The sequence below is a fragment of the Paenibacillus sp. S-38 genome (genome assembly GCF_049942825.1).
GTDB lineage: Bacteria > Bacillota > Bacilli > Paenibacillales > NBRC-103111 > Paenibacillus_G.
Genome location: NZ_CP187971.1, coordinates 101,905 through 120,923, shown reverse-complemented (window position 1 = coordinate 120,923; position 19,019 = coordinate 101,905). Strand labels below are relative to the sequence as shown.

Annotated in this window: 27 protein-coding genes; 10 read left to right on the top strand and 17 right to left on the bottom strand. The window is 53.2% G+C overall.

Annotated elements, in window-relative coordinates; all coding sequences use genetic code 11:
- Positions 1–3 precede the first annotated feature (3 nt).
- The 10 genes from ACP26L_RS36605 to ACP26L_RS36560 form a co-directional block, all read right to left on the bottom strand.
- Positions 4–834 (bottom strand): hypothetical protein, encoded by an 831-nt coding sequence (locus tag ACP26L_RS36605; protein ID WP_426455365.1) that lies wholly within the window; start codon positions 832–834, stop codon positions 4–6.
- 120 nt (positions 835–954) lie between these two features.
- Entirely contained in the window at positions 955–1,107 is a 153-nt protein-coding gene (locus tag ACP26L_RS36600) for a hypothetical protein (RefSeq protein WP_426455363.1), read from the bottom strand.
- A complete protein-coding gene (locus ACP26L_RS36595; protein ID WP_426455361.1) occupies positions 1,100–1,288 on the bottom strand; it encodes a hypothetical protein in 189 nt (62 codons plus the stop codon). Before ACP26L_RS36595 ends, ACP26L_RS36600 begins: the two co-directional genes overlap by 8 nt.
- A 24-nt stretch (positions 1,289–1,312) precedes the next feature.
- On the bottom strand, positions 1,313–1,615 hold the full coding sequence (locus ACP26L_RS36590; RefSeq protein ID WP_426455359.1) for a hypothetical protein: 303 nt from the start codon (positions 1,613–1,615) through the stop codon (positions 1,313–1,315).
- A gap of 14 nt (positions 1,616–1,629) precedes the next feature.
- The gene (locus ACP26L_RS36585) at positions 1,630–2,166 is read right to left on the bottom strand and encodes a hypothetical protein (RefSeq protein ID WP_426455358.1); all 537 of its coding nucleotides are present in this window, start codon (positions 2,164–2,166) and stop codon (positions 1,630–1,632) included.
- 3 nt (positions 2,167–2,169) lie between these two features.
- Positions 2,170–2,913 (bottom strand): hypothetical protein, encoded by a 744-nt coding sequence (locus ACP26L_RS36580; protein WP_426455356.1) that lies wholly within the window; start codon positions 2,911–2,913, stop codon positions 2,170–2,172.
- A 138-nt stretch (positions 2,914–3,051) separates the two neighbouring features.
- On the bottom strand, positions 3,052–3,264 hold the full coding sequence (locus tag ACP26L_RS36575; RefSeq protein WP_426455354.1) for a hypothetical protein: 213 nt from the start codon (positions 3,262–3,264) through the stop codon (positions 3,052–3,054).
- 98 nt (positions 3,265–3,362) lie between these two features.
- Positions 3,363–3,566, bottom strand: a complete 204-nt coding sequence (locus ACP26L_RS36570; RefSeq protein ID WP_426455352.1) for a hypothetical protein — start codon at positions 3,564–3,566, stop codon at positions 3,363–3,365.
- 124 nt (positions 3,567–3,690) lie between these two features.
- Positions 3,691–3,936 carry a hypothetical protein gene (locus ACP26L_RS36565; protein WP_426455351.1) on the bottom strand — a complete coding sequence of 82 codons (246 nt, stop codon included), beginning with the start codon at positions 3,934–3,936 and terminating at the stop codon, positions 3,691–3,693.
- A gap of 912 nt (positions 3,937–4,848) precedes the next feature.
- Positions 4,849–5,304, bottom strand: coding sequence for a hypothetical protein (locus tag ACP26L_RS36560; RefSeq protein WP_426455349.1), 456 nt, complete (start codon positions 5,302–5,304; stop codon positions 4,849–4,851).
- Between the two features lie 812 nt (positions 5,305–6,116).
- On the opposite strand from ACP26L_RS36560, the gene ACP26L_RS36555 reads away from it, so the two are divergent.
- The 7 genes from ACP26L_RS36555 to ACP26L_RS36525 all read left to right on the top strand — a co-directional run bounded on the left by ACP26L_RS36555 (position 6,117) and on the right by ACP26L_RS36525 (position 11,071).
- Entirely contained in the window at positions 6,117–6,476 is a 360-nt protein-coding gene (locus tag ACP26L_RS36555; RefSeq protein ID WP_426455347.1) for a hypothetical protein, read from the top strand.
- A gap of 446 nt (positions 6,477–6,922) precedes the next feature.
- A complete protein-coding gene (locus ACP26L_RS36550) occupies positions 6,923–7,249 on the top strand; it encodes a hypothetical protein (RefSeq protein ID WP_426455346.1) in 327 nt (108 codons plus the stop codon).
- A gap of 993 nt (positions 7,250–8,242) precedes the next feature.
- Complete coding sequence (locus ACP26L_RS36545; protein WP_426455344.1) at positions 8,243–8,452, top strand: hypothetical protein; 210 nt, start codon at positions 8,243–8,245, stop codon at positions 8,450–8,452.
- Entirely contained in the window at positions 8,442–8,960 is a 519-nt protein-coding gene (locus ACP26L_RS36540; RefSeq protein ID WP_426455342.1) for a hypothetical protein, read from the top strand. Before ACP26L_RS36545 ends, ACP26L_RS36540 begins: the two co-directional genes overlap by 11 nt.
- Before the next feature lie 26 nt (positions 8,961–8,986).
- Entirely contained in the window at positions 8,987–9,289 is a 303-nt protein-coding gene (locus ACP26L_RS36535; protein ID WP_426455341.1) for a hypothetical protein, read from the top strand.
- A 17-nt stretch (positions 9,290–9,306) separates the two neighbouring features.
- Positions 9,307–9,624, top strand: a complete 318-nt coding sequence (locus ACP26L_RS36530; RefSeq protein ID WP_426455340.1) for a hypothetical protein — start codon at positions 9,307–9,309, stop codon at positions 9,622–9,624.
- A 454-nt stretch (positions 9,625–10,078) separates the two neighbouring features.
- Complete coding sequence (locus tag ACP26L_RS36525; protein WP_426455339.1) at positions 10,079–11,071, top strand: hypothetical protein; 993 nt, start codon at positions 10,079–10,081, stop codon at positions 11,069–11,071.
- A gap of 442 nt (positions 11,072–11,513) precedes the next feature.
- Here the strand turns inward: ACP26L_RS36525 and ACP26L_RS36520 are convergent, their stop codons facing one another.
- The 3 genes from ACP26L_RS36520 to ACP26L_RS36510 are packed head-to-tail and all read right to left on the bottom strand — an operon-like array spanning position 11,514 to position 12,491.
- Positions 11,514–11,912 carry a hypothetical protein gene (locus ACP26L_RS36520; RefSeq protein WP_426455338.1) on the bottom strand — a complete coding sequence of 133 codons (399 nt, stop codon included), beginning with the start codon at positions 11,910–11,912 and terminating at the stop codon, positions 11,514–11,516.
- Between the two features lie 56 nt (positions 11,913–11,968).
- On the bottom strand, positions 11,969–12,157 hold the full coding sequence (locus ACP26L_RS36515) for a hypothetical protein (protein WP_426455337.1): 189 nt from the start codon (positions 12,155–12,157) through the stop codon (positions 11,969–11,971).
- A 1-nt stretch (position 12,158) separates the two neighbouring features.
- Positions 12,159–12,491 carry a thermonuclease family protein gene (locus ACP26L_RS36510; RefSeq protein WP_426455335.1) on the bottom strand — a complete coding sequence of 111 codons (333 nt, stop codon included), beginning with the start codon at positions 12,489–12,491 and terminating at the stop codon, positions 12,159–12,161.
- 992 nt (positions 12,492–13,483) lie between these two features.
- On the opposite strand from ACP26L_RS36510, the gene ACP26L_RS36505 reads away from it, so the two are divergent.
- Positions 13,484–14,521 carry a hypothetical protein gene (locus ACP26L_RS36505; RefSeq protein WP_426455334.1) on the top strand — a complete coding sequence of 346 codons (1,038 nt, stop codon included), beginning with the start codon at positions 13,484–13,486 and terminating at the stop codon, positions 14,519–14,521.
- Positions 14,522–14,794: 273 nt separating this feature from the next.
- On the opposite strand, the gene ACP26L_RS36500 is transcribed toward ACP26L_RS36505, so the two are convergent.
- The 4 genes from ACP26L_RS36500 to ACP26L_RS36485 all read right to left on the bottom strand — a co-directional run bounded on the left by ACP26L_RS36500 (position 14,795) and on the right by ACP26L_RS36485 (position 17,619).
- The gene (locus ACP26L_RS36500) at positions 14,795–15,043 is read right to left on the bottom strand and encodes a hypothetical protein (protein ID WP_426455332.1); all 249 of its coding nucleotides are present in this window, start codon (positions 15,041–15,043) and stop codon (positions 14,795–14,797) included.
- Between the two features lie 371 nt (positions 15,044–15,414).
- A complete protein-coding gene (locus tag ACP26L_RS36495) occupies positions 15,415–15,594 on the bottom strand; it encodes a hypothetical protein (RefSeq protein WP_426455331.1) in 180 nt (59 codons plus the stop codon).
- Between the two features lie 22 nt (positions 15,595–15,616).
- Positions 15,617–16,450 (bottom strand): hypothetical protein, encoded by an 834-nt coding sequence (locus ACP26L_RS36490; protein ID WP_426455330.1) that lies wholly within the window; start codon positions 16,448–16,450, stop codon positions 15,617–15,619.
- A gap of 578 nt (positions 16,451–17,028) precedes the next feature.
- Positions 17,029–17,619: a hypothetical protein gene (locus ACP26L_RS36485; RefSeq protein WP_426455328.1), complete on the bottom strand. Its 591-nt coding sequence runs from the start codon at positions 17,617–17,619 to the stop codon at positions 17,029–17,031.
- Positions 17,620–17,797: 178 nt separating this feature from the next.
- On the opposite strand from ACP26L_RS36485, the gene ACP26L_RS36480 reads away from it, so the two are divergent.
- Both ACP26L_RS36480 and ACP26L_RS36475 read left to right on the top strand, forming a co-directional pair.
- Positions 17,798–18,349: a hypothetical protein gene (locus tag ACP26L_RS36480; RefSeq protein ID WP_426455326.1), complete on the top strand. Its 552-nt coding sequence runs from the start codon at positions 17,798–17,800 to the stop codon at positions 18,347–18,349.
- Between the two features lie 80 nt (positions 18,350–18,429).
- Positions 18,430–19,017, top strand: a complete 588-nt coding sequence (locus tag ACP26L_RS36475) for a hypothetical protein (RefSeq protein WP_426455325.1) — start codon at positions 18,430–18,432, stop codon at positions 19,015–19,017.
- Positions 19,018–19,019 lie beyond the last annotated feature (2 nt).

Genomic DNA, 19,019 nt, shown 5'->3' with positions numbered 1-19,019 from the left:
GGCTTACACGCTCGCTTTCTGGTTGGGTTTACGGAGCTGCTCAATGGTGGCGGGGAAGCTTGCTTTGTAATCGTCGAGTTCCCGCAGGGTGTAGATACCACCCTCCATACCATCGATCAGGTACAGCGTATCTTTATGGTGATTCAGGTTCAGGTCAGCTTCTACGACTTCCCCTTGCCTGAACTCTGCGGTGCCCGGCTGGTAAGGCTTGAATACCCAGGCCTCGAAGCGAATCGAGTCATCGCAAACGGAGATCCGCCGTATCTTCTCTATACACTGAGCATGGGTACCGACGTGCTTGCACTGCCCGTGAAGCTGCAGCTCGTAGATAACGGGTTCGCCCTCGGTGAGCAGCCAGTCCGCCGCTTCAAAGCTTTGGCAGCCGAGCAGGTCACTCCACACCGTCACCACCACATGGCGGGGAGGGAAGCTGTGCTCGGTAGCGTGACTGCGGATCTGCTCGAATACCTCACCCAGGGTAGCGCAACGCAGGGCATTACCCTGTGAGTAATCATGGACACCGAACTGTACCTTCCGTTCCCCATCCCACTTGTAATGGTGGTAGGAGAGGTAATAAGCAGGGTTGTTCTTGCTATCATCCGTATACCGGTAAGCCCAGGAGCTCGTGTGCTTGTTGACGTAGGACGTAATCCCGTACTTCAGGAGGCGGCGGGTATTGTCTTCCCTGGAGAGCCCCAGGCAGCTCATGACAAGGGTATCGTTCACGTACAGATCACCCTCAAAATTGCAGGTGGTTCGTACTGCAGTGAGCAGGTCATCGGTTTTCAGGAGACGGGTTCCTTCGTAGCTGCGGGCCATTTTAAATTTACTCATTGTTTGTTTTCCTCCATACGCTCTGCGGCGTTTAAATTGGGTGGCAGGCACCCGATCCAAGGCCCACCGTAGCGGACCCTGAGGCTGGTGTCTACTTATACGAACCGATTCGTGCCGGTTTTAGCTCAGTCCCTGGTGGTATACCGGATATCCGGGGTACATTTTCTTGACCTTCCGTGTGGCTGCCGAACATGCCCTGGCTTCCACGGTCACCGTGGTTTGGGCTTTGCTGCTGAGCACGACGATGAAGACGAAGGAGGTCATACTAGGCATATTTGACCGTGCCGATCTTGTTCCCGTTGATATCGAGCAGCACCTCAGGCTCGTCGCCGCTCTCGATCTTGCTGGCCAGCTCCCGGAGGAGGCGGGCGACTTCTCCCCGCTTACCCTTCGGATGCTCGTCAAATGCTGCATTGTTCAATCCGTTGAGCGTAATCGTGATCTTCTTCTTCATTGCAGGTTAGCTCCTTTGTGTGGTTTAGAGAATCCGGGTAATGCCGTTGCTGCCGTTGCCTGCCGCATTGTACGCCCTGCGGATCGCTAACTTGTCGGCATCGGATATCTCCGCAGGCTGCCCGAGGGCTTGCAGGTGAACGAAGGTGGTATAGCTGCCCTTAATAGCCGGAGTGATCCGGAACTCCCCTGTTTGCTTGTGAAGAGAAGCAAACCTGCCGTCAGTTTGCAGTAGGATCAGATCCGTGCTCGTTCCATTCGGGTATACCGTGAAGTCCTTAGCTTTTCTCATGCTTCCAGCTTTGAGCGTAACGTTTTGAAATGTCATGTAGAGCGCCCTCCTTAGGCGTATTTGGCGTAGAATTCTGCAGCTTCTGTCAGTTCAGCCCCATAGGCCTCCACCGTCTTGCACATCACAATACTCAGGTCACCCTCACAGATTGTGAGGACCAGGCGGGCCATTCTGTTAACCCAGACCTCTCGGTACCCGTTGTTATAGCTCTCCAGGTGATCCCACTCATTGCGTTCGGGCAGCATCATGCGGGGGCGGCCGAAGCTGTCGCAGTAGATCCCGCCGACGTTCCCACCCGTGAAAACCCTTCGCTGATCGTCCTTGTCATACCAGTCCAGGCACCACAGCTCTACAAACCGGACAATGTCTTCCCGTTCATGCTCCGGCTTTTGGCTCAGGACAATGGCGTACTTGGCAATTGGTCCGTAGTAGTGTTCCTGCATCAGTGCCTGGCAGCGCTCGGACGTTTTTTGCTTTTTGGTCAGTTTTTGCACCGCATCCCAGTACCCATTCAGCATCTTGTCGGCAATTTCCATAAACTCTTTGTGTGTTACAGCGATTGTCTCCCCGTGATTTTGCGTGCTCATCGGTTAGTTCCCCTCTCTCAGGACGTTGTGTGCCAGGCAGTTCATTTCCTCCAGCTCGCGCTTTTCAGCATAAGAGCGGCCGTTGAAGTAATATTTCTGGATGAGAAGGGCGGTCGCTTCTACAAAGAGCACCAGGTCATCCACACGGGTGGAGGTCACGTACATCTCTTCCTGCTGGGTTCCCGGAAAGAGGCGCTCATACCAGTCACCGTGGTTGTTTTCCTTGTACACCGGAATGTTGCCCAAAACTCTCTCAAAGTGCTTAGTGCTGCCGTTCTCTGAGATACGGATGCCCTTCACCCAGCGCTTTGTGCTGTAGATCTGGGTGGTTGGCAGGCTCCAGGAATCGAAGGGTTCCTGATCGAGCGCATCCAGGTAGAAGGTGAAGATGCTCTGCTTCTCGGATACTTCTGCCTTAGTCCTTTCCCCCCAGGCGTGCTTGGTGTAGGGGGTGTAGATGATCGCCTCTTGAACCATGGCCCCGCTGCTGTACGTTCCGCCGTTCACAAAATTTCTGTTCTTCGGGCACTCCAGCAGGGTGTTCAACTTCTCCATCAGCAAGGTGGCGCAGATCCGGAGCATCAGGTTCAGCGGGGATTCCCAGGCCCGGTGACCCTGCACATAGAAGGTACCTTCGGTGGTAAACTTATCGCCGTGCATTACTCCGTACTTACCCTCTGTGTTTTTGAACAGCGTCGTGAACGCTACAGGCTGGAGGGCGGGGGTGGTTTTCAGTGCTTTGCTCATGTTTGTCGTTGTGTGGATCTCCTTTCGCTCTAGGCGATTTATTGTGGGTCGGGGTCCAAGCCGATCCATGGACTGCCCGCCGTAGCAGGCAGCCTAGCATAGGTGGACCAATAGAGTTATCAGGTGCGACGTGTCAACTTAGTGCTTAAACTGGTCGTAGAACTGCGGTTTCTTGACCGCAGGCTGTGCTGGTTTTGGCTTTGGCGCTTCATAGTTCGGGTCAAACAGATCGCGCAGGGTGTTGATCGTGCGGACCGTTTGGCGTGGGAAGACGCAAAGCACAGCCAACCCCACGAAGGCCATAAAGAAGATAAGTGTCATGACCGGGGCGATAACATCGAGTGCATCCATGCCGGTTCCTCCTTTCTGTACTCAGTAGCGACTACAGCGTGACAAGTGTGTAGCGCTCCATCGGTGACCCGACCGAAGTCAGGTCAGCCTAGCAGCACTCACTTTCTGGATATACTGGCGATCTTCTCTTTAACCCAGGACTCCCGGAGCTGGATGAGGTAGGCTATTGCTTCCTCGTAGCTCTTGAAGCTCTGGATGATGAACGTCTCGGTAACATCATGGAGGGATAGCTTGGCGTCCGTCTCAACGACTCGCCACGGGTGCTCCACACCGGGTTCGATAACAAAGCGGATGGTGGACATGAATTGCAGGACCTTCTCAACAGGTAAGTTCACAGGTTACACCTCGGTAGTTTAGTAGTGCTTGGACACTCCATAGGACCTCCAGCTTGCGCTGGAGTCCATACGGGAAGGAGGGGCGGCGGGATTAGGCTTTGCTCTTGGTATCCTTCGACTCCGTATCAGCTACAGGGAGAGGGTTACCCAGCGTATCCGTGTTGAGCTTACGGATGATGTTGCAATTCATGGACAGACCTGTGCCTGGGATGTTGGCGAAGATACCCGACATGGCCACGTTGATTGCCTTGCCCTTTTGGGATACACCCAGGTCCTTGGACAGATCCACCTCGATGATGAGCTTGTTGCCTTTTACCGTCGTCTTAATGTTTTGCATAGTGTTTGTTCTCCTTGTGCCTCTTTGGGCATATATTGAGCTCGCATAGTAGCGGCCCTATGCAGTGTCCAAACTGCATAATCCTTACACTCCCGACCTTGCGCTATCAAGTACAGACTGGTAGTGGGATATATAGGTCAGACCTATACACCTACCAGGGCAGGTGCGTTGCACCAAACCGCTACAAATCAGTACTCTGTCACGCTCGGATACCAGGGCTGAGCAGGCCCTGATACGCACACCTCTTGCGATAAAGGAGGGGGCGGCGGGAGAGGATTGACCCGGACGAAGCATCACACATATAGAGAGAGACCATATAAGAGATAGAGAGGAGATACACATAGAGCGCATGACTAGGGGAAGTCTGAGGATAGACAGTCCTGTAGTGTAGAGGCCTGCTTGCGTAGGGTTGAAGGACACGTAGTGTCGGACCCTGCATGGGCAGATGGAGACTAGACCACAAAAATGCTAGGCTTCGCGCTCTCTCTAGGATGGGACGGACGGTGCGTGGTGCACATTCCGCCTCTATATGGTCCTGCGCCTCCTTGGCAGTCCACCCCGACGGGCAGACTGGTAGTGTGTTAGCTCTTGTCAGTTAGTCTGCATATGGCTGCACCGGACATGGAGGCGAAAAAGGTCAGACCTCCGGCAGTAATGACTGCCTGCATGGTGTCCGTGTACGACTCGGGTGACAGACACCCTACGAACATGACTAACAGACCGAGTAAACCTATCCCAATGAAAGCAAGCGTGATAATATCGCGCATTTTAACACTCCTCTAGCGTTGAATTAGACTGCCAAGAGGGCGTAGGACCACATAGAAAATCCCTATACGGCGATGGTGCACATAATTGACATTATGGGCACTTTTCTGGGGGTATCCTTGGGCCACCTATAGCGGTGGCCTTCGGTTACTTCACTTGGGCTGCGGCAGTTTGCGCGGCCATCATCTGCATGATTTTCATCTGCATTTCCTGCATTTGTTGCATCATAGTGGCCATATCGACTGTAGTAGGCACACTGATAGTGGGAGCTGGAGCCGGAGCAGGGGCTGCTTGGGCAGACTTCACCTGCAGCTCTTCCCGGATCTGTGCCGCTTCGAGCTTCGCACGCTCGGCCGCTACCATTTCGTCATACTTCTTGCGATTGATCGTGACGTTGATCGAGATATTGACGCCTTCAAATCCAGGCGCAGTAAGCCCCATAGACCCATGTGTCGTGCAGATCGTGTAGCTTGTGCCTTCCCCGGACTTAGAGATATCGCTGGAATCCAGCTTGCGCTCTAAGAAACGGGACAGATCCAGCGTGACGCCAAACTCGGAGCCTTTTTTGTGGGACAGTTTGAGTGCTTTTGCGGATTTAGACATGTGGGGTATCTCCTTTGCCTCTTCGGGCAGATAGTATTTGGGCATAGATAGGCCCAAGGATACCCCCAGAATTCGCCGGGTTTTGTATTCACGTAACGGGTACTTTGCAGGGGGTTCAACGTTCGGGGGCAGACTATGCTTCCACGTACTCCCGGCTTTTTACCGGAAAAGAGAGTACGCCCGTATCCCAGAAGGGGCTTTTGCAACGTCTTCCCACTTACAGCCGTACACCGAGACGTATTGCGTAGCAATAGACCCAGCTTGCGCTGTAGATCGGGAAGTCTCCGTAGCCGTCGCCTTCCTGCGTATTTCGCGTTACGTATGTAGTTGTCAAGGAGCGGGCCCCGGGGGGCCGTAGACCCCGCGGGAGTGAAGCGTATATCCGGCACCGTTCGTGCCGGGCAATCGGTGAAGCTGACTGCCCCCATATCTAATCCAGACCCCCCGGCAAACCACAAGCACCCCCCTATCCCGGCGGTTTTTTTAATTTTGGTGACCCCCACCCGGTGCCTAGGACTTTTTCCCGGCCTATGGGGGCGCGTGGGTGCTTCGTGACACACCGGAGAAATTTTAGCGAAAGGTCATTGCGGACGGACTCAATCGGGGCTGGGCGGGAGAAAATTTTTGGTAAATAGACGGTGCGGGTATATAGAAGGATAGAAAGGCCGGTGCTGCTATGGACATGAACGATTTTGCTACGATCTTCCTGTATTCTTTACTTGCGGGGGCGGTCGGGGCGCTTCTAGGGGCGGTCTGGATCGGGGTAAGAGACTGGGGGAAATTCGATTGGCCAGGAGAGGAGAAGGGTATATATGTGCGAGCGCGAGCTGACAAATCGGGCACAGCGGACGATGACGCTGCTAGAGGTTAATCGGGAAATCATGACCCATGCTCGGGGCCTGGAGAAGCTGTACGGAACCACCCTGGAAACGTTCGACTCCATAGCCGGTCGTTTGATGGCCACGATCTATGCGGACTGGGGGCTGCCGGAGGACAACGAGCTGGCGGAGCGGTCGGATCTGTGTGAGCTGCGTCCGGAAGAGATCATACAGGAGCTGGTGGTACTCTCCATCGATGCAGAGCGGGAGAGAAAGAGAAGGCAGGTTCCCTTTATCGCGGCCTATAGAGAGCCGGTGCATGTCGAGGGTCGTATTCCTCCTCCAGGTGAATAGAAATGCAAAAAGGTACGCTCCAGATCGGGGCGTACTTTTTTTCGTCCAGCTTTATCAAAAGGGCCATTCTGACGACCTTTAATACAAGGGCAAAAAAATTTTTCCCTTCGGGAGAAAGGAGGTACTGCGGAGCACGGGCAGCACAAAAAGCCCTGTCTGCACAGGGCTCACACTTTATTCAGGTATAGCGCCTTCTTCGGGATCTCTTTGCGAAAATGGGAAGTGAGAGGTGATGCTTTTTCTAGGAATCCATACTCGCCGGTAGTGGTTGCCCCCTACATATATGCATCCGATAACGGCATCAAAATGTGGATCTAAATGCGTCACATAGATCCATCCGCGAGGACCTGAATGTCCGTGGTGGATGGGTGATAGCCAGAGATGCTTCCATCCCAGATGCAGGTCATGGACAGAATTGGGCGGGTTAGGATTAAAAATTTGAGGTTGTGTTGTTGGTGGAAACCCTATTACCCTCACATGACAATGCTTCTCGCCAGGAAAACCTGGGTGCTGAGGAAAGCCGTGCTGCGGAGGAAAGTCCGGACTATACAGCCATGACTCGAACTGAGGGTGCCCTGGATGATCACCCGGTGCATGATGGCCTGGTATATGGTGTCCGGGCATATGAGGGCGTGGCCACTCCTCTAAAGGCTGCTGCGGCCATTGTTCGGGCCATGGTTGGTATGGATAAGGTTCATACGGGTAGCGCTGTTGTTGTGGCCAAGGCTGCTGTGGCCAATACTGCTGGGGCCACTGAGGACCAAAAACCATAATAGATCACTCCTTTGGATACTATTTCCACTACCGATGCTATGCACTGACTGGTTGTATAAATTCGTGGATTAGTTCTCATAATCGACATGAATAACTGTATAATTATGGGCACCTAGACCCTTTAATATCAGGAATTACTAGGTCTGTCCGCTGTAGTAGAGGTGCACACTGTGTGTTATACTCAGCATACCTCCTCATTTTGGAAATTCATTCCTCTATCGAGGTGTAGCAAACATTCATCGGGTTCTTCTAAAGTCCCTAGCAAGGACCAAACAAGCGACGGCCGTCGTTTGCGATCTGCAGCACCCAAAGGCTGAATAAACATACGGATTGCCCGGGCTGCGTACCGGGTTATCCGTGTTCACTGAATCCTTGAATTTAAGTGTTTCAACGTCGAAAGACTAGGGTAATACCCAATTACCCCGCTGTCAAAACATGATAAGTCTGGGAGAACCCAGGCTTTTTTTGTATGATGGACGCGAAACATTACGTGGTAATCGAATGTATATAGTTGTATAATGGTCTATAAATTGCGAACTTACGTTCGCTTATTGTACAATATCCTGGTCGATATACCACGTAAAATCGAGTAGCGGAGGTGAGAACAGTGGCGTATTTCTACATCCCCGTATGCGAGAATTGCTGGGCAGAAGGGGAGACAGAAAGCCGGGCGTCAGCCAAAAATGCGAATGGGGACTTTCTGGTTCGTACGCACTGTGCAAACTGTGGGGCCGTGATCTCGTTGCTCCGAGCGGAGAACCGGCCAGAGCGCCGGGTACCGAAGGAACTGACGACGATCCGGACTGATGAATACTTCCAGCAGCTCTCAGCAGAGGATCTCCTTACCGAAATGAGGGGCCTCGGAACAGCTTATTTCATGTGGCAGGTCAGACGGGAGGGAGAAGAAGTTGACCCAGAGCTGCAGAAATCCGTAGAGCGCTGCTACAAGGAAGTGTATCGCCGAATTACACACTGCGAGGGGGCTGTGCAGCATGGAGGTAACGACCGTGGACAAGCTTTTTTGGAGTAACCTGAACACAGAGGATCTGCTGGATCACTATACCGAGTTCGCTCGCATGGCTGTGTCTGAGAAGGAGGCACGGAAGGGCGGGGCGGCCGCAGAAGTATACGAGGGGTTCTGCGAGGCGCGAGCCGAGCTGCTGCGCCGCTTGAGTCAAGCGGAGGCTGCTAATGAGGAATAGGGCCAAGTACGTAGTATTTATACGAACAGGGGGAACAGCGGAGCAGCCGCAGTGGCTCGATAGGGACACGATGGTCATCGAGGCCACAAGCCCGGATAATGCTATTCTTCGCTGGCTGAAGTTCCATCCGCAGTACAATAATCCGAAGTACCTGCAGCGTGGCTGGGGTGGTAAAGGCTGGAGCTACTGGGGCTGGACGATCCGCGTCGGTACCCTGGAGCTCTGGGAAGGAGAGCTGCAATCGGCAGACCATGACTCTCTCCAAGACTTCATGAGAAACCTCAACAAAAATGCTGCGTACCTGCATCACCGTACCGATACCGAGTATGCTGCCTATGGTGACGACCAGCTCCTGATGCTCTTTGAGGCGGAGCTCAGCCTGGCCGAAACTCAGCCGGACAAATCCGATCCGGAGGTCATAGGCAGCCTTCGGGACGAGATTCTTCACCGCATGGCCTGTAGAAGCGGTCTACCGGAAGTAAACCATTTTTCGCCGCTTCGCGGCTAAAGAGAGAGAATGAGAGGATGGTCGGTATGGATCTGGCGACGATCTATAAGCCACATGCTTTTAATGTTGACTGGATGTTCTTTATTCCGAAGAATTGTAACCCTACTGCGTTTATCTCTGAGCTGGAAAAGCACCTGTTTGCACGGGGATGGGTCTTCCTGGGCAAACCACCGTTCTGCCTGAAGGGCGAATTCGGCGACCATATGGTGTCATTCACCGGTACTGTCGGTACTCCCGACGATGTGACCGAGGATGCCTTGTGGGAGGAGTTTGTCGCGTTTGCAGAGCAAAGGGGATGGCAGCTCGGCGGCGGCCACCAGCAGTTATAGCAGAGGAGGACGCTCACATGGATGTGGCGACAATAGTGCGGGAAATGAAGAGTGGCAGCGCCAAACTGATCAAAGCGGACATTGAGAAGGGTGACGCCAAGGCGATGAGCCTGGCCATGCAGGTACTAAGGGAATACCAAAGGCTTTGTGCTTTTGAGGACGATGAGTACCAGCGGCTTTTGTTCACGAAAGCATATGTGAAGTGGAAAACAGCTACCAGAGGGGATGGCGAGGACCTTGCCGTACGATGTGCCACGATATCTCGACCGAGTGCCCATCCGCGTAAAAGTGGGGGAAGGGGTAAAAACGGTTTGCCTAACGGACGCAACTGCTGAAGAACGACGCGAGTGGTTCAGTACCCTTGATCCAGCACGACTAGCTGCAGTGGCCGAGATGCTCGCCTGTAGACTGCGGGAGATTGGTGACAACCTGGATCTCTATGATCAGAGTCAATCGGAAGCATTAGGACGTCGCTAAACGGCTGATTTTATAGGCGAGATCCGGGAGCGTATAATCGCTCCCTGTTTTATACATCACAGGACGGAAAAACACGAACATACATATCGAATGAGGGACGTAGAGGGGGGGTTATTTTTCCCATTAAAAACCAGTTTAAACGAGGTTGGGCCTTTGAAAAATGACGCGCCCCAGTGCGTCCCTCATTTGATAACGAAATATGTAAAATGAACAATGTGCTGATTAAACACATGTAAACGGGCGTAAAACGGAGATATATGCTATAATATTAAGAAAAAGGCTTATTATCTCGTGAATTTGGGAGGCGAAATTGTGGCCCAGTCAGCGCAAGCCAGGAGACAAAAAGCGTCGAAATCGTTGAAGCAGGATAAGATTGCCCAGGCAGCCGTTGGGCTGCTCCTGCAGTTGAAGTTAAGGGAGACAATGGCGGTTAGAAATGTGCTTAATATCCAATCATCACCCGAAAAAAAACCTGCAGAACCCCAGCAACCGGCCGTGACCGCCAGCAGCACCCCCGAGCAGGGGAAAGCCGAATCATCTGCAGAAGTCCAGGCAACAGCATTCGCGGCCCCCGAGCCGGTCAAACTGTGCCCCATAGACGCCGAGATGGAGCGCTGTAGAAAGGCTGCTCATTTTATCGACGATGGGCAGTACTATGTAGGTGGATTGGTTGAGATGCGGGTGGAGCGTGTCGAGGCTCGATATGTCAAAACAAGATCCACCGATGGATTTGATACCGAAGCACTTTTATATATCAGGGAAATATCCGACACGGAATATATTGAGTCACCGCTTGACCACTTCATGTTCGGGGATATCTTTATCGCTCAGATCCTCAGCATCGACAACATTGGCCGGTTGAAAATATCGACGAAAGGCCTGCCGATCCGCAATTATCGGAAGCGGCCGACAGAGGGGAAAATTATGAGGACAGTAGCTCCGGCAAGTAATGTAACCGAGATCGCCAGTTATTCCGAAAAGCCAGCCCATAACCCGTTGAAGGATAAGCTGATTGGATTTAAAGCCGAGGAATCGAAGCCCGAGCCTGAGCCACCGGCACAGCCTGAACAAGCCAAGCTGCAAGCTGCTCATGACGGCCGTGAAATCGAGCAGGTCAAAGCATTTGTAAATCCAAAGCTGGGAGTACTCAGCGAAAGATCGGAGGCTATGATCAGGGAGCTTATGGACAAGCATGGCACCGTCGCCTTCACCCTGGCCATGGCTCAGGTCGTACCGGCGTTTGAGTGCGATTTGGGAGTATATCTCGCTAAGGAGATTGACGCGAAGCTCAGTGGCTGCCTTTGACTCGGAGACAGTGTACAGCCTGGGGGATCACTCTGTGCTAAGGTACCGGGAGAGAGTTCTGGGGCCAGAACATGCGGACCTGACAGACGATGAGGTTCGGCAGATCGCTGGAGAACATCTACGCCAGGCCTCTGTATTCCAGGAGCTCGGGGATCGCCGCTATCTGCGTGTCGATGACATATACGTCCCTGCAAACCGAATCGGTCCAGGCCGGTTTCTGGTCAGGTCCTTTCTGCCTGAGTGGCTCGTCGAAGAGCGCCGTGAGGCTGGGAAGCTCTGGATCTTCTAAAACACGAAAAAGCCTGCGGAACGCTCCGTAGGCTTTTTGGCGTGGAGGAGAACAGAGGTCATCACTCCCCTGTTATCCACGGAAATCAGGCTGGTGGACTGTATCCCCACCGCCTTTATCGTATCACGGACAGAGGTGCCTTACAATCTGACATTACTCCGCAGTATTAACGGGCTTGCCGGAGCGCTGCACAATGTACCCCAGGCTCTTTTGACGTTCCTGCAGCTTGCCCATGCCGAAGTCGTTCATGAACTCCTGGATCGTCAGCTCGCCGCCATAGAGGACTTCCTCGCCGTAGATCGTGCCGCCTTCTTCCAACCGGTTATCGTGCAGGTAAGGAGCAAAAGAGTACTCCGTGCGGCCATCTCCGAACGTTTCCTTGATGACACAGAAGGCCAGGCCCAACGGGTGCAGGATGCGCCGGTTGATCTCGAACAGCAGCCCGCTCTTTAGCAAGAATTCTGCGCCGTTCTCGATCTTCTCGCTTGGATCGTACCCTACCTGCTTCAGTACATCGATGAGGTTGTCAGCATACTTTTTCGTGTTTTCCATAGGTGTTTGACCTCCTGTGCCCTTAGGCGTAATGGGGATGTGTGGTTCGGGGTGGTTTACTCTTCTTGTTGGCCACGGATCGCAGCAAGCAGCTCAGCGACAATGTAGATGATCCCGAGGATCGGCCAGACCATAGTGACGGCAGCGGCGAAAGCAGCGTCGGCCGGTCCGCCCGATCTGCGATGCATGAGCGCTGTCGTGGAGATAACCAGTCCAATAACGAGATGAACGAGGATGTAGATCATATCAGGCCTCGTAGGGCGCAGCGTAGCCGAGCTGGATGAGCAGATCGCTCAGATTTGATGTTTGACCCTCGTAATACTCCACTTCGACCTCGGCCAGGTAGCGGCCATATTTATCTTTGCGATCCTTCATGGTGCGGATCTTGACGGTGTCGGTTTCAAAGCAGCTCCAGACGAATTGTTTGGCCTGCCGGCCTGCAGGCGTCCCCAGCTCCGGAGCGTTGATCCGAGCCAGGCGGACGTTCTCTTCCCGGAAGGTATTGAATCCCAGATCAATACGCAGCCGCAGGGTATCAGCGTCGATAACGCGAAGGAACAGTGCTTTATATTCATACATGATATTCACTCCCGAAAGGGTTCTTGTGCCCTTATACGAGGTGATTCCATAGAAATTTAGGGGACAACGAAAAAACCCCCCGACACTTGGTCGAAGGGTTTTTTGTTAAGCATCCGTATCTGGCTTGGACCCCGGTCACGGATCTGGGACACAGAGACTCGAAGGTCTTACTGTCCCACGCTTTTGAGATACACTCAGCTACACTAGGTAAGCTACACCATATGACTGCCTCACAACTTGCGTATGAGACATATTTGAGATAAATATAGCACACCTTCTCTTAACATGCAATATACCAATTTTCGGAGATATGTGCTAAGATAGTCATTAACCGACTGGACCCCGGTTATTTCGAGGAATCTTGCCTTTTGAGCACACCTTAGCTTGGAGTATATATGACGTATGTACGCGGCCACAAGACCGTCTTATTACGTATACCCCTAGGAAAGTTACACCTCTATTTTTGTCTAAGTAGAGGTGCTCAATAATCAGGTCGATCATACCTGTTATAGGCACTTTTTTCGTTTTAAACCGCGTCCGTACGGGGATTTTCACACATACATAGAGAAGATTATTAGGCACTTTTCTGCCGAATTATGAGCACTGGATCTTGCGAGAAGCGTTTGAAAGAGGTAAAATTAGGTTTAACAATTCGAGAAAACTCGCCAATTCTTGTGACAGTGCTTACAAGTCACGCCCTAACAAAATAAAAAAAACAACCCCACTGCGGGCTGTCTAAAAGTTTCCCCCTGCATCTCTAAACTCCCCGACCAAAGTTTGTTTAGAAGATGCTACCAAGAAACGTACAAGACAGTAACCAGTAGGGCCTTGCGAAAAGGTCAATGCCGATAAGGATGATGGGCCTTATCAGATGCATTTCATATGCGTTTTGATACCCTCATTTTATCACACTTTTTTGAAAAAGTGAAGCTTGTACCTCTATTTCCCTGTGCCCGAAAACCGCGGTGCCACAAGGAAATGGAGGTTTTTTTATGGCATCGAGAGCAAGTCTTAATCTCCCCTGCCAGAAGTATATCGAGCTTGACGACTGGGAACCCAAACTTGGGAAGGCCTATATCGTCTGGAAAAAACTGCAGACCATGGTGAATCGCAAAGACAGGGATCGCCCCTACGACAAGATAGACTGCAGTCAGAACATCTTGGCTAAAAGAATGGGGATCGGCAAGGTGACGTTCCAGAAGCTAGTTCGCCTACTCTGGGACTATGCACTGATCGATCTGGTTGACGTGAAAGCTAGGGACTGTTCCGGTACTATTCAAGAGTGCACTAATATCATTGTGCACAAATATCCGCAAAATAATCCTGAATTGGCAGAAAAACCTTTGGAGAAGGTCCGTGACTTTGATACGCAGCGTATAACAGCCAAGAGGAAAGCTGGCGCTCTGGGCGGTAGGCCAAAGCACCGTAAGAAAGAGCAGTATGCAGGCGATCTGCTGGAGATGGCTGTGGATAACTCTATATCAAAGCCGAGTTCCGATCCAGAGGGTGGTATCCAAACGAAACCACCCGGTGGTTCAGAAATTGAACCCAATAATTCTTCTAATTCTTTAAACCCTAATTATCTAAAAAATAAAAAACCTGATGATCATGCGCGTAAACGCGAGCTCACTCAGGATCAAATTATCGAAAACGCCTATGAAAGCTGCAGAGATCCTGTCACAGGGAAAATGGACCTAACGGATGCTGAATTCGACAAGATTGTGAAGCGAGTCTTGGACCACGAGCCCCGTGATCTGGAGGCCTACTTGAAAGCAGCCATAATCAGATTCTACGAGGACCGCGAGCGTGCGCTCCGCCGACGTTATTTCCAGCAAGCAGCCAAGGACAAAAAGCTGACCAAAGGCCGGCCGGCCGCAAGCCGCAAGCCGCACATCCCGTTCATCGGGGAGAATGCCAACGAAAAAACCAAAAACGCCCCTATTGGGGGGCGCTTGACTCGTGAGGAACGGGACGAGTTGTTACGACAGGACGCACAGTATCGGCAGGCGCGAAGGCACCCCGGGGCGTGAAAATCAGCCCGGTACCGGATTCGACGTTAAACCGCACGGCTTCTTTGTCGTACCGAAGCTGAATGTAACCAGGTCCCGGGAATAGGACAAGCGTCTGCAGGATTTCTACCTGGCTTCGATCACAGACGACAAATCCGCGAGGGTTGCTGCGGTTTGTGGGCTTCAGCTCCGTTGTCCAGTCACCTGTTACGCGGATATAAGTGCTCCACTCACAGCCTTTATACGTGTGTACGGTCCACTGTCGTTTTTGAACGTTCCAATGCAGGCGGGCTTTCATGCTTTCACCCGGTAGAGGACCGCATTAGGCTGTCCGTTGGCCGGATCGGTGCCGCTGAATGTCTCGACAAGCCCGAGCTCGACGAGCTTCTTCAGACGCGCCTCGATGTGGCGGTAGGATACGTTCATGGGGTAGGTAGACTGCATGACACGTGTGAGGGTCGGTGCGGTACAGGTCTGGTTGTGAATGTACGTTTTGAGGGCGTAGTAGGCGGGATAGGCTGGATCGCCTTTGAGGATGGTCATTCGGGGTAACTCCTTTATGCTGGGGTGCTCCTGCTATCACACAGACCCTCACCTCGGGGCTAACGGGAAATCGCCGGAATGGAGGGAGTCGAACCCCCTGTCTGTGGGACGCACGCGCTGCTTCCATGTCTGCTGGAATCGAACCAGGACCCTGAGGGTCTGCACCTTTTGCACTTACCGGTAACGATCCGGGCCCGCGCTGCTTGGCCTGTGTCGTAGCAGGAGAGCCGTCTGCCTTTCATGCCACACAAAGCCCTTCTGCGCTCGTAGGAGCCAATGGCGATCTGGCCAGTGGGAGCACGCCCTTGTTTCCCTCCTACAGGATTACGGGTTAGAGATTTTATGCGGCTTGAAAGACAGACGGCACTGGCTTACTCGTGATGGTCAACAATGAGGGACATGAGTTTCTCATACAGCTCGCTGCTGTCAAAATCCGTTCGGATCTCCTGGCCGCGGATGAAGATCTGGCCTTTTCTGTTGATTCGCAGGCCGGAGGGCATCCCCAGCCGGGTGATGACAATGTCGGTCTTTGAGGGAATCGAGGAATCCATAGGAGGCTCCTTTGCGGGGGGATTACATCAAACCTGCGACGGATACGGTATTGCTTGTCGTCGTCAGACAATGTGGGTCTACGATCTTCTCGCTGTCGCGGAGACGGCAATTGGAGATGGAACCGGTAATGGCGGCATTGTAGAGGTATATCGATCCTCTGTGGTTAGGGCCTTGCACCGTTACGTCGTTCACGACGAGGTCCTTCACGCCAGCCTCGACCTTAATGCCGTACTCCCCAGCTCGGTCGGATTGGTTGTTGTTCATGACCTTCGCACCGGCTCCGATGTACGTGTCGTGTGCTCCACCTGCAACCGAAATACCTGTGCGGTTGTTCAGTTTCACACTGGTGCCCTGAATGTAGTTATGCGGACCGTATACGCCGATACCGACATTGTTCAAGTCGATAAAGCCGCCGCGGACCTTGTTTTCACCGCCGCCCAGGACAATGCCCAGATCGCCGCAGCTCTCGACGAAGGTGTCGATAATCTCCGAATCAGAGCAGGTCAGGAAATTGATTCCGTTACCGCGGCCATACACACCGCTGTTTTGGCTGCCGATCAGTTTGAATCCGCAGTCCCGCACCTTCACCCGGTTGCAGCTATTGCCTGTGGAGCTGATGGCCAGCAAGCCGTTGTCTACATCCAGGTGCTCGAAGTAGCAACCGAGGACCTGCATCTCGAAGACGTCATCCAGCACAACAGCGCTGGTTCCTGGCCCCATTCCTCCCTGGAACCGGAGGTACATCAGAGCGTTGCCGCAGCCCTGCAGGAAGTTGCTTTTGAAGTTGAGGCATCCTCCTGTGGTGTTGATCGGAATGATGATCGATCCGTTGGATCTGGCGTAAGGGTTGGCCATATTCGCTACGGGTGCTTTCCCTTTCAGGACGACGCCTGGTGGAATATCCACGCTGCCAATGTGGTATTGGCCGAATGGAATCCAAACGACACCGTTACGAATTAGCGGGTTTTCGCAGACTTTGGGTAAAGCATTGATTGCAGCCTGCAGCGCTCTGGTCCATACCTGGCGGCCAAAAGAGTCGGTGTACACGTAACTCTTGTAATTTGTAATATTTGTTTCTGACATGGTGGCTCCTCTGGGTGTAATTGGCGGTACGGCTGGCTCTGAACCGGGAACGCGCCGGGTAGGGTATTCCCATACCGGCCGTGCCGCACCGGAAAAGGGACGGAGCGAGGCTCCGCCAAAGGGGGTTGGGTCGTGGTGCACGCTTGTTTCGGTGCGCAAACCGCCGCGATTCGATCCTTAGCACTTGCGGTCAGTGCATTTGGAGGAGGGGCCAGCCAGCATTCCTTTGCCCTGGAAGCTGGATGCAATGGTTATGACGGGGCCCCAATAGGGAGGATCGACGTAGAGGGGAATGGACGCTGGCCGCAGACGGGCTCAGTCTTTACACCGACAAAACGGAGACCAGGGGATTAGTCAAGGTAGTTTACGGTTAGTAAGGAGTCACAGGCCTTCGACAGCTTTTGATAGATCTTTGGGCCATCGAGCTGCCAGAGGGAGTGCGGCATGACCACCTCCAGCCGTACGTCAGTGCCGCGCACGGCATTGTACACCTGCAGGTGGTGGTACATAAATTCCAGATTGCTGGCGTACTGCTCCAAGATATCCTCCTTGTGGTGCTGCCAGTCGGGCAGATCGCTAGGCTGGATATCCACACAGACGCCCCTAAATTGGCCGCTGAGGTACTCATTCTCGTTATAGCGAAGGACGGACTGGACGAACTCATCGAGCGCCCAGAGGCCAGTTCTGAGGGCCCAGCATGGGCTGCCACCGAGGGCGAAAGGGCGGTATCTGAACCGTTGGCTCAGGTCGAGGAAGGCTGCGATCTGCAGGGGTTTGGAACGGTCGATTTGATGGGCGGAGGTCTCGATATACACGTCTCTGATCCAGTCGTCTGCCTCCAGCGTGGCATCGAAGAAGTCGCCGGGGCTGTGCAGGGTGGTATTGGCTGCAGCCCAGCCGCGCTGGTCAGTCGTTTTGAAGATCAGGTCCATGGATATCATCCTTTCGCGGTTATGTAGGGAGGAGGCAGGCACGGGGCCTGCCGGTATTGCGGGGGGATGCAGCTATGGGTTGCTGCGAGGAGGTGAGCGGTTTTCGCTCTTGGTCCCTTATACGACCCCTCGATCTGTTTGTTTAGTGCCGATTCGGAATATTCTACATTTCGAGGAGGAGATTTTTATGCTAGACAGATTCAGACGGTTTTTGTCCGAGACGGCCCCGCCCGAAGTGACGATCCGCGAGACGCTGACCATTGTAGCTCTGCTCGACTGCAAGTTTGACGGTCCCAGCAACCAGCGGACACGGCTGCTGATGCGCGAGTTTGCCCGAATAGGTGACGACCAGGTGCAGGTGATCATCATGCACAAAGGCATCCAGCGCAGCCCGGTAGAAACGCCCGATCCCGCGCTGCCGAACCTGAAGACCGTGCCCTACGGAACTGATATCCGGCCCCTCTACAATGGGCGGGTCATCATGTGGACTGACGCTCCCGAATTTGCGGGAACCCTGGCTACAGCTCACCCGAACTTGGTGGTATACGACGACCGGGAGAAGGGCATCAATAGTGCAGAGGATGCGGCTATGCACAAACTGGCCGACCTTGTGTTCAGCTACGATCTGGACACTCTCGCCCACCCGAAGATCAGCTTTATCTCTTCGACCGCAGATGGTGCAGCCAAAGCCTTGCTTACCATTCAGAAGTCGCCCAACCGGAAACCGCCCCGCCAATAGGGCGGTTTTTGCGTTGTGAAATGGTGCGGGGATCGGCCTATTCTACGTGGTATAAACACCACAAGGAGGCACCCTACACCATGGCTGAGAACGAAAAATCTATCGTTAGCACGACCAATAAGTCAAAGATAGTCAAATACGAGCTGGAGGCCGACGTCGTCAATTTGCGCAAGAGCGGCCTTTCCTTTCAAGATATCGCCGATGAGCTGAACGGAAGCGGCAAGGTACCGGCGAGTGACCCGCTCGACAAATTTGTTGTCATGCGATTCCTGCAGAAGATGCCTGAAATCAACCGGCAGATCATCCAGGGCGACAAGGCCCGCCTCGTTGAGGTGGTAAACACCAACATGGATATCGTCTCCGAGGTTCAGGGGCTATTCCACCGCGCCAAGTTCATGCTCGAAGTTATGGAGGAGAACGCAGCGGAACAAGGCAAGGTCGTCGATCCATACCGGTTCAAGGCAGTGGCCAGCGAAATGCGCGAGCTGCTGAAGCAAATGACGGAGATCCAGAAGGAAATCAACGATGCTGACAATGTCCGCAACTTCATGCAGATCGTGCTGGATACGCTGAAGGCGGAGTGCCCTGAGAAGATCCCTGTAATCGCCGAGAAGCTGCGCGTGCTGAAGGGCACCCAGTGGTTCTCCGACATGATGCGGAGGGGCTAACG

What these genes read in the sequence shown, in the direction of transcription:
- ACP26L_RS36605 (WP_426455365.1), bottom strand. Translation starts at nt 834, where the DNA reads ATGAGTAAATTTAAAATGGCCCGCAGCTACGAAGGAACCCGTCTCCTG.
- ACP26L_RS36600 (WP_426455363.1), bottom strand. Translation starts at nt 1,107, where the DNA reads ATGCCTAGTATGACCTCCTTCGTCTTCATCGTCGTGCTCAGCAGCAAA.
- ACP26L_RS36595 (WP_426455361.1), bottom strand. Translation starts at nt 1,288, where the DNA reads ATGAAGAAGAAGATCACGATTACGCTCAACGGATTGAACAATGCAGCA.
- ACP26L_RS36590 (WP_426455359.1), bottom strand. Translation starts at nt 1,615, where the DNA reads ATGACATTTCAAAACGTTACGCTCAAAGCTGGAAGCATGAGAAAAGCT.
- ACP26L_RS36585 (WP_426455358.1), bottom strand. Translation starts at nt 2,166, where the DNA reads ATGAGCACGCAAAATCACGGGGAGACAATCGCTGTAACACACAAAGAG.
- ACP26L_RS36580 (WP_426455356.1), bottom strand. Translation starts at nt 2,913, where the DNA reads ATGAGCAAAGCACTGAAAACCACCCCCGCCCTCCAGCCTGTAGCGTTC.
- ACP26L_RS36575 (WP_426455354.1), bottom strand. Translation starts at nt 3,264, where the DNA reads ATGGATGCACTCGATGTTATCGCCCCGGTCATGACACTTATCTTCTTT.
- ACP26L_RS36570 (WP_426455352.1), bottom strand. Translation starts at nt 3,566, where the DNA reads ATGTCCACCATCCGCTTTGTTATCGAACCCGGTGTGGAGCACCCGTGG.
- ACP26L_RS36565 (WP_426455351.1), bottom strand. Translation starts at nt 3,936, where the DNA reads ATGCAAAACATTAAGACGACGGTAAAAGGCAACAAGCTCATCATCGAG.
- ACP26L_RS36560 (WP_426455349.1), bottom strand. Translation starts at nt 5,304, where the DNA reads ATGTCTAAATCCGCAAAAGCACTCAAACTGTCCCACAAAAAAGGCTCC.
- ACP26L_RS36555 (WP_426455347.1), top strand. Translation starts at nt 6,117, where the DNA reads ATGTGCGAGCGCGAGCTGACAAATCGGGCACAGCGGACGATGACGCTG.
- ACP26L_RS36545 (WP_426455344.1), top strand. Translation starts at nt 8,243, where the DNA reads ATGGAGGTAACGACCGTGGACAAGCTTTTTTGGAGTAACCTGAACACA.
- ACP26L_RS36540 (WP_426455342.1), top strand. Translation starts at nt 8,442, where the DNA reads ATGAGGAATAGGGCCAAGTACGTAGTATTTATACGAACAGGGGGAACA.
- ACP26L_RS36535 (WP_426455341.1), top strand. Translation starts at nt 8,987, where the DNA reads ATGGATCTGGCGACGATCTATAAGCCACATGCTTTTAATGTTGACTGG.
- ACP26L_RS36530 (WP_426455340.1), top strand. Translation starts at nt 9,307, where the DNA reads ATGGATGTGGCGACAATAGTGCGGGAAATGAAGAGTGGCAGCGCCAAA.
- ACP26L_RS36520 (WP_426455338.1), bottom strand. Translation starts at nt 11,912, where the DNA reads ATGGAAAACACGAAAAAGTATGCTGACAACCTCATCGATGTACTGAAG.
- ACP26L_RS36515 (WP_426455337.1), bottom strand. Translation starts at nt 12,157, where the DNA reads ATGATCTACATCCTCGTTCATCTCGTTATTGGACTGGTTATCTCCACG.
- ACP26L_RS36510 (WP_426455335.1), bottom strand. Translation starts at nt 12,491, where the DNA reads ATGTATGAATATAAAGCACTGTTCCTTCGCGTTATCGACGCTGATACC.
- ACP26L_RS36505 (WP_426455334.1), top strand. Translation starts at nt 13,484, where the DNA reads ATGGCATCGAGAGCAAGTCTTAATCTCCCCTGCCAGAAGTATATCGAG.
- ACP26L_RS36500 (WP_426455332.1), bottom strand. Translation starts at nt 15,043, where the DNA reads ATGACCATCCTCAAAGGCGATCCAGCCTATCCCGCCTACTACGCCCTC.
- ACP26L_RS36495 (WP_426455331.1), bottom strand. Translation starts at nt 15,594, where the DNA reads ATGGATTCCTCGATTCCCTCAAAGACCGACATTGTCATCACCCGGCTG.
- ACP26L_RS36490 (WP_426455330.1), bottom strand. Translation starts at nt 16,450, where the DNA reads ATGGCCAACCCTTACGCCAGATCCAACGGATCGATCATCATTCCGATC.
- ACP26L_RS36485 (WP_426455328.1), bottom strand. Translation starts at nt 17,619, where the DNA reads ATGATATCCATGGACCTGATCTTCAAAACGACTGACCAGCGCGGCTGG.
- ACP26L_RS36480 (WP_426455326.1), top strand. Translation starts at nt 17,798, where the DNA reads ATGCTAGACAGATTCAGACGGTTTTTGTCCGAGACGGCCCCGCCCGAA.
- ACP26L_RS36475 (WP_426455325.1), top strand. Translation starts at nt 18,430, where the DNA reads ATGGCTGAGAACGAAAAATCTATCGTTAGCACGACCAATAAGTCAAAG.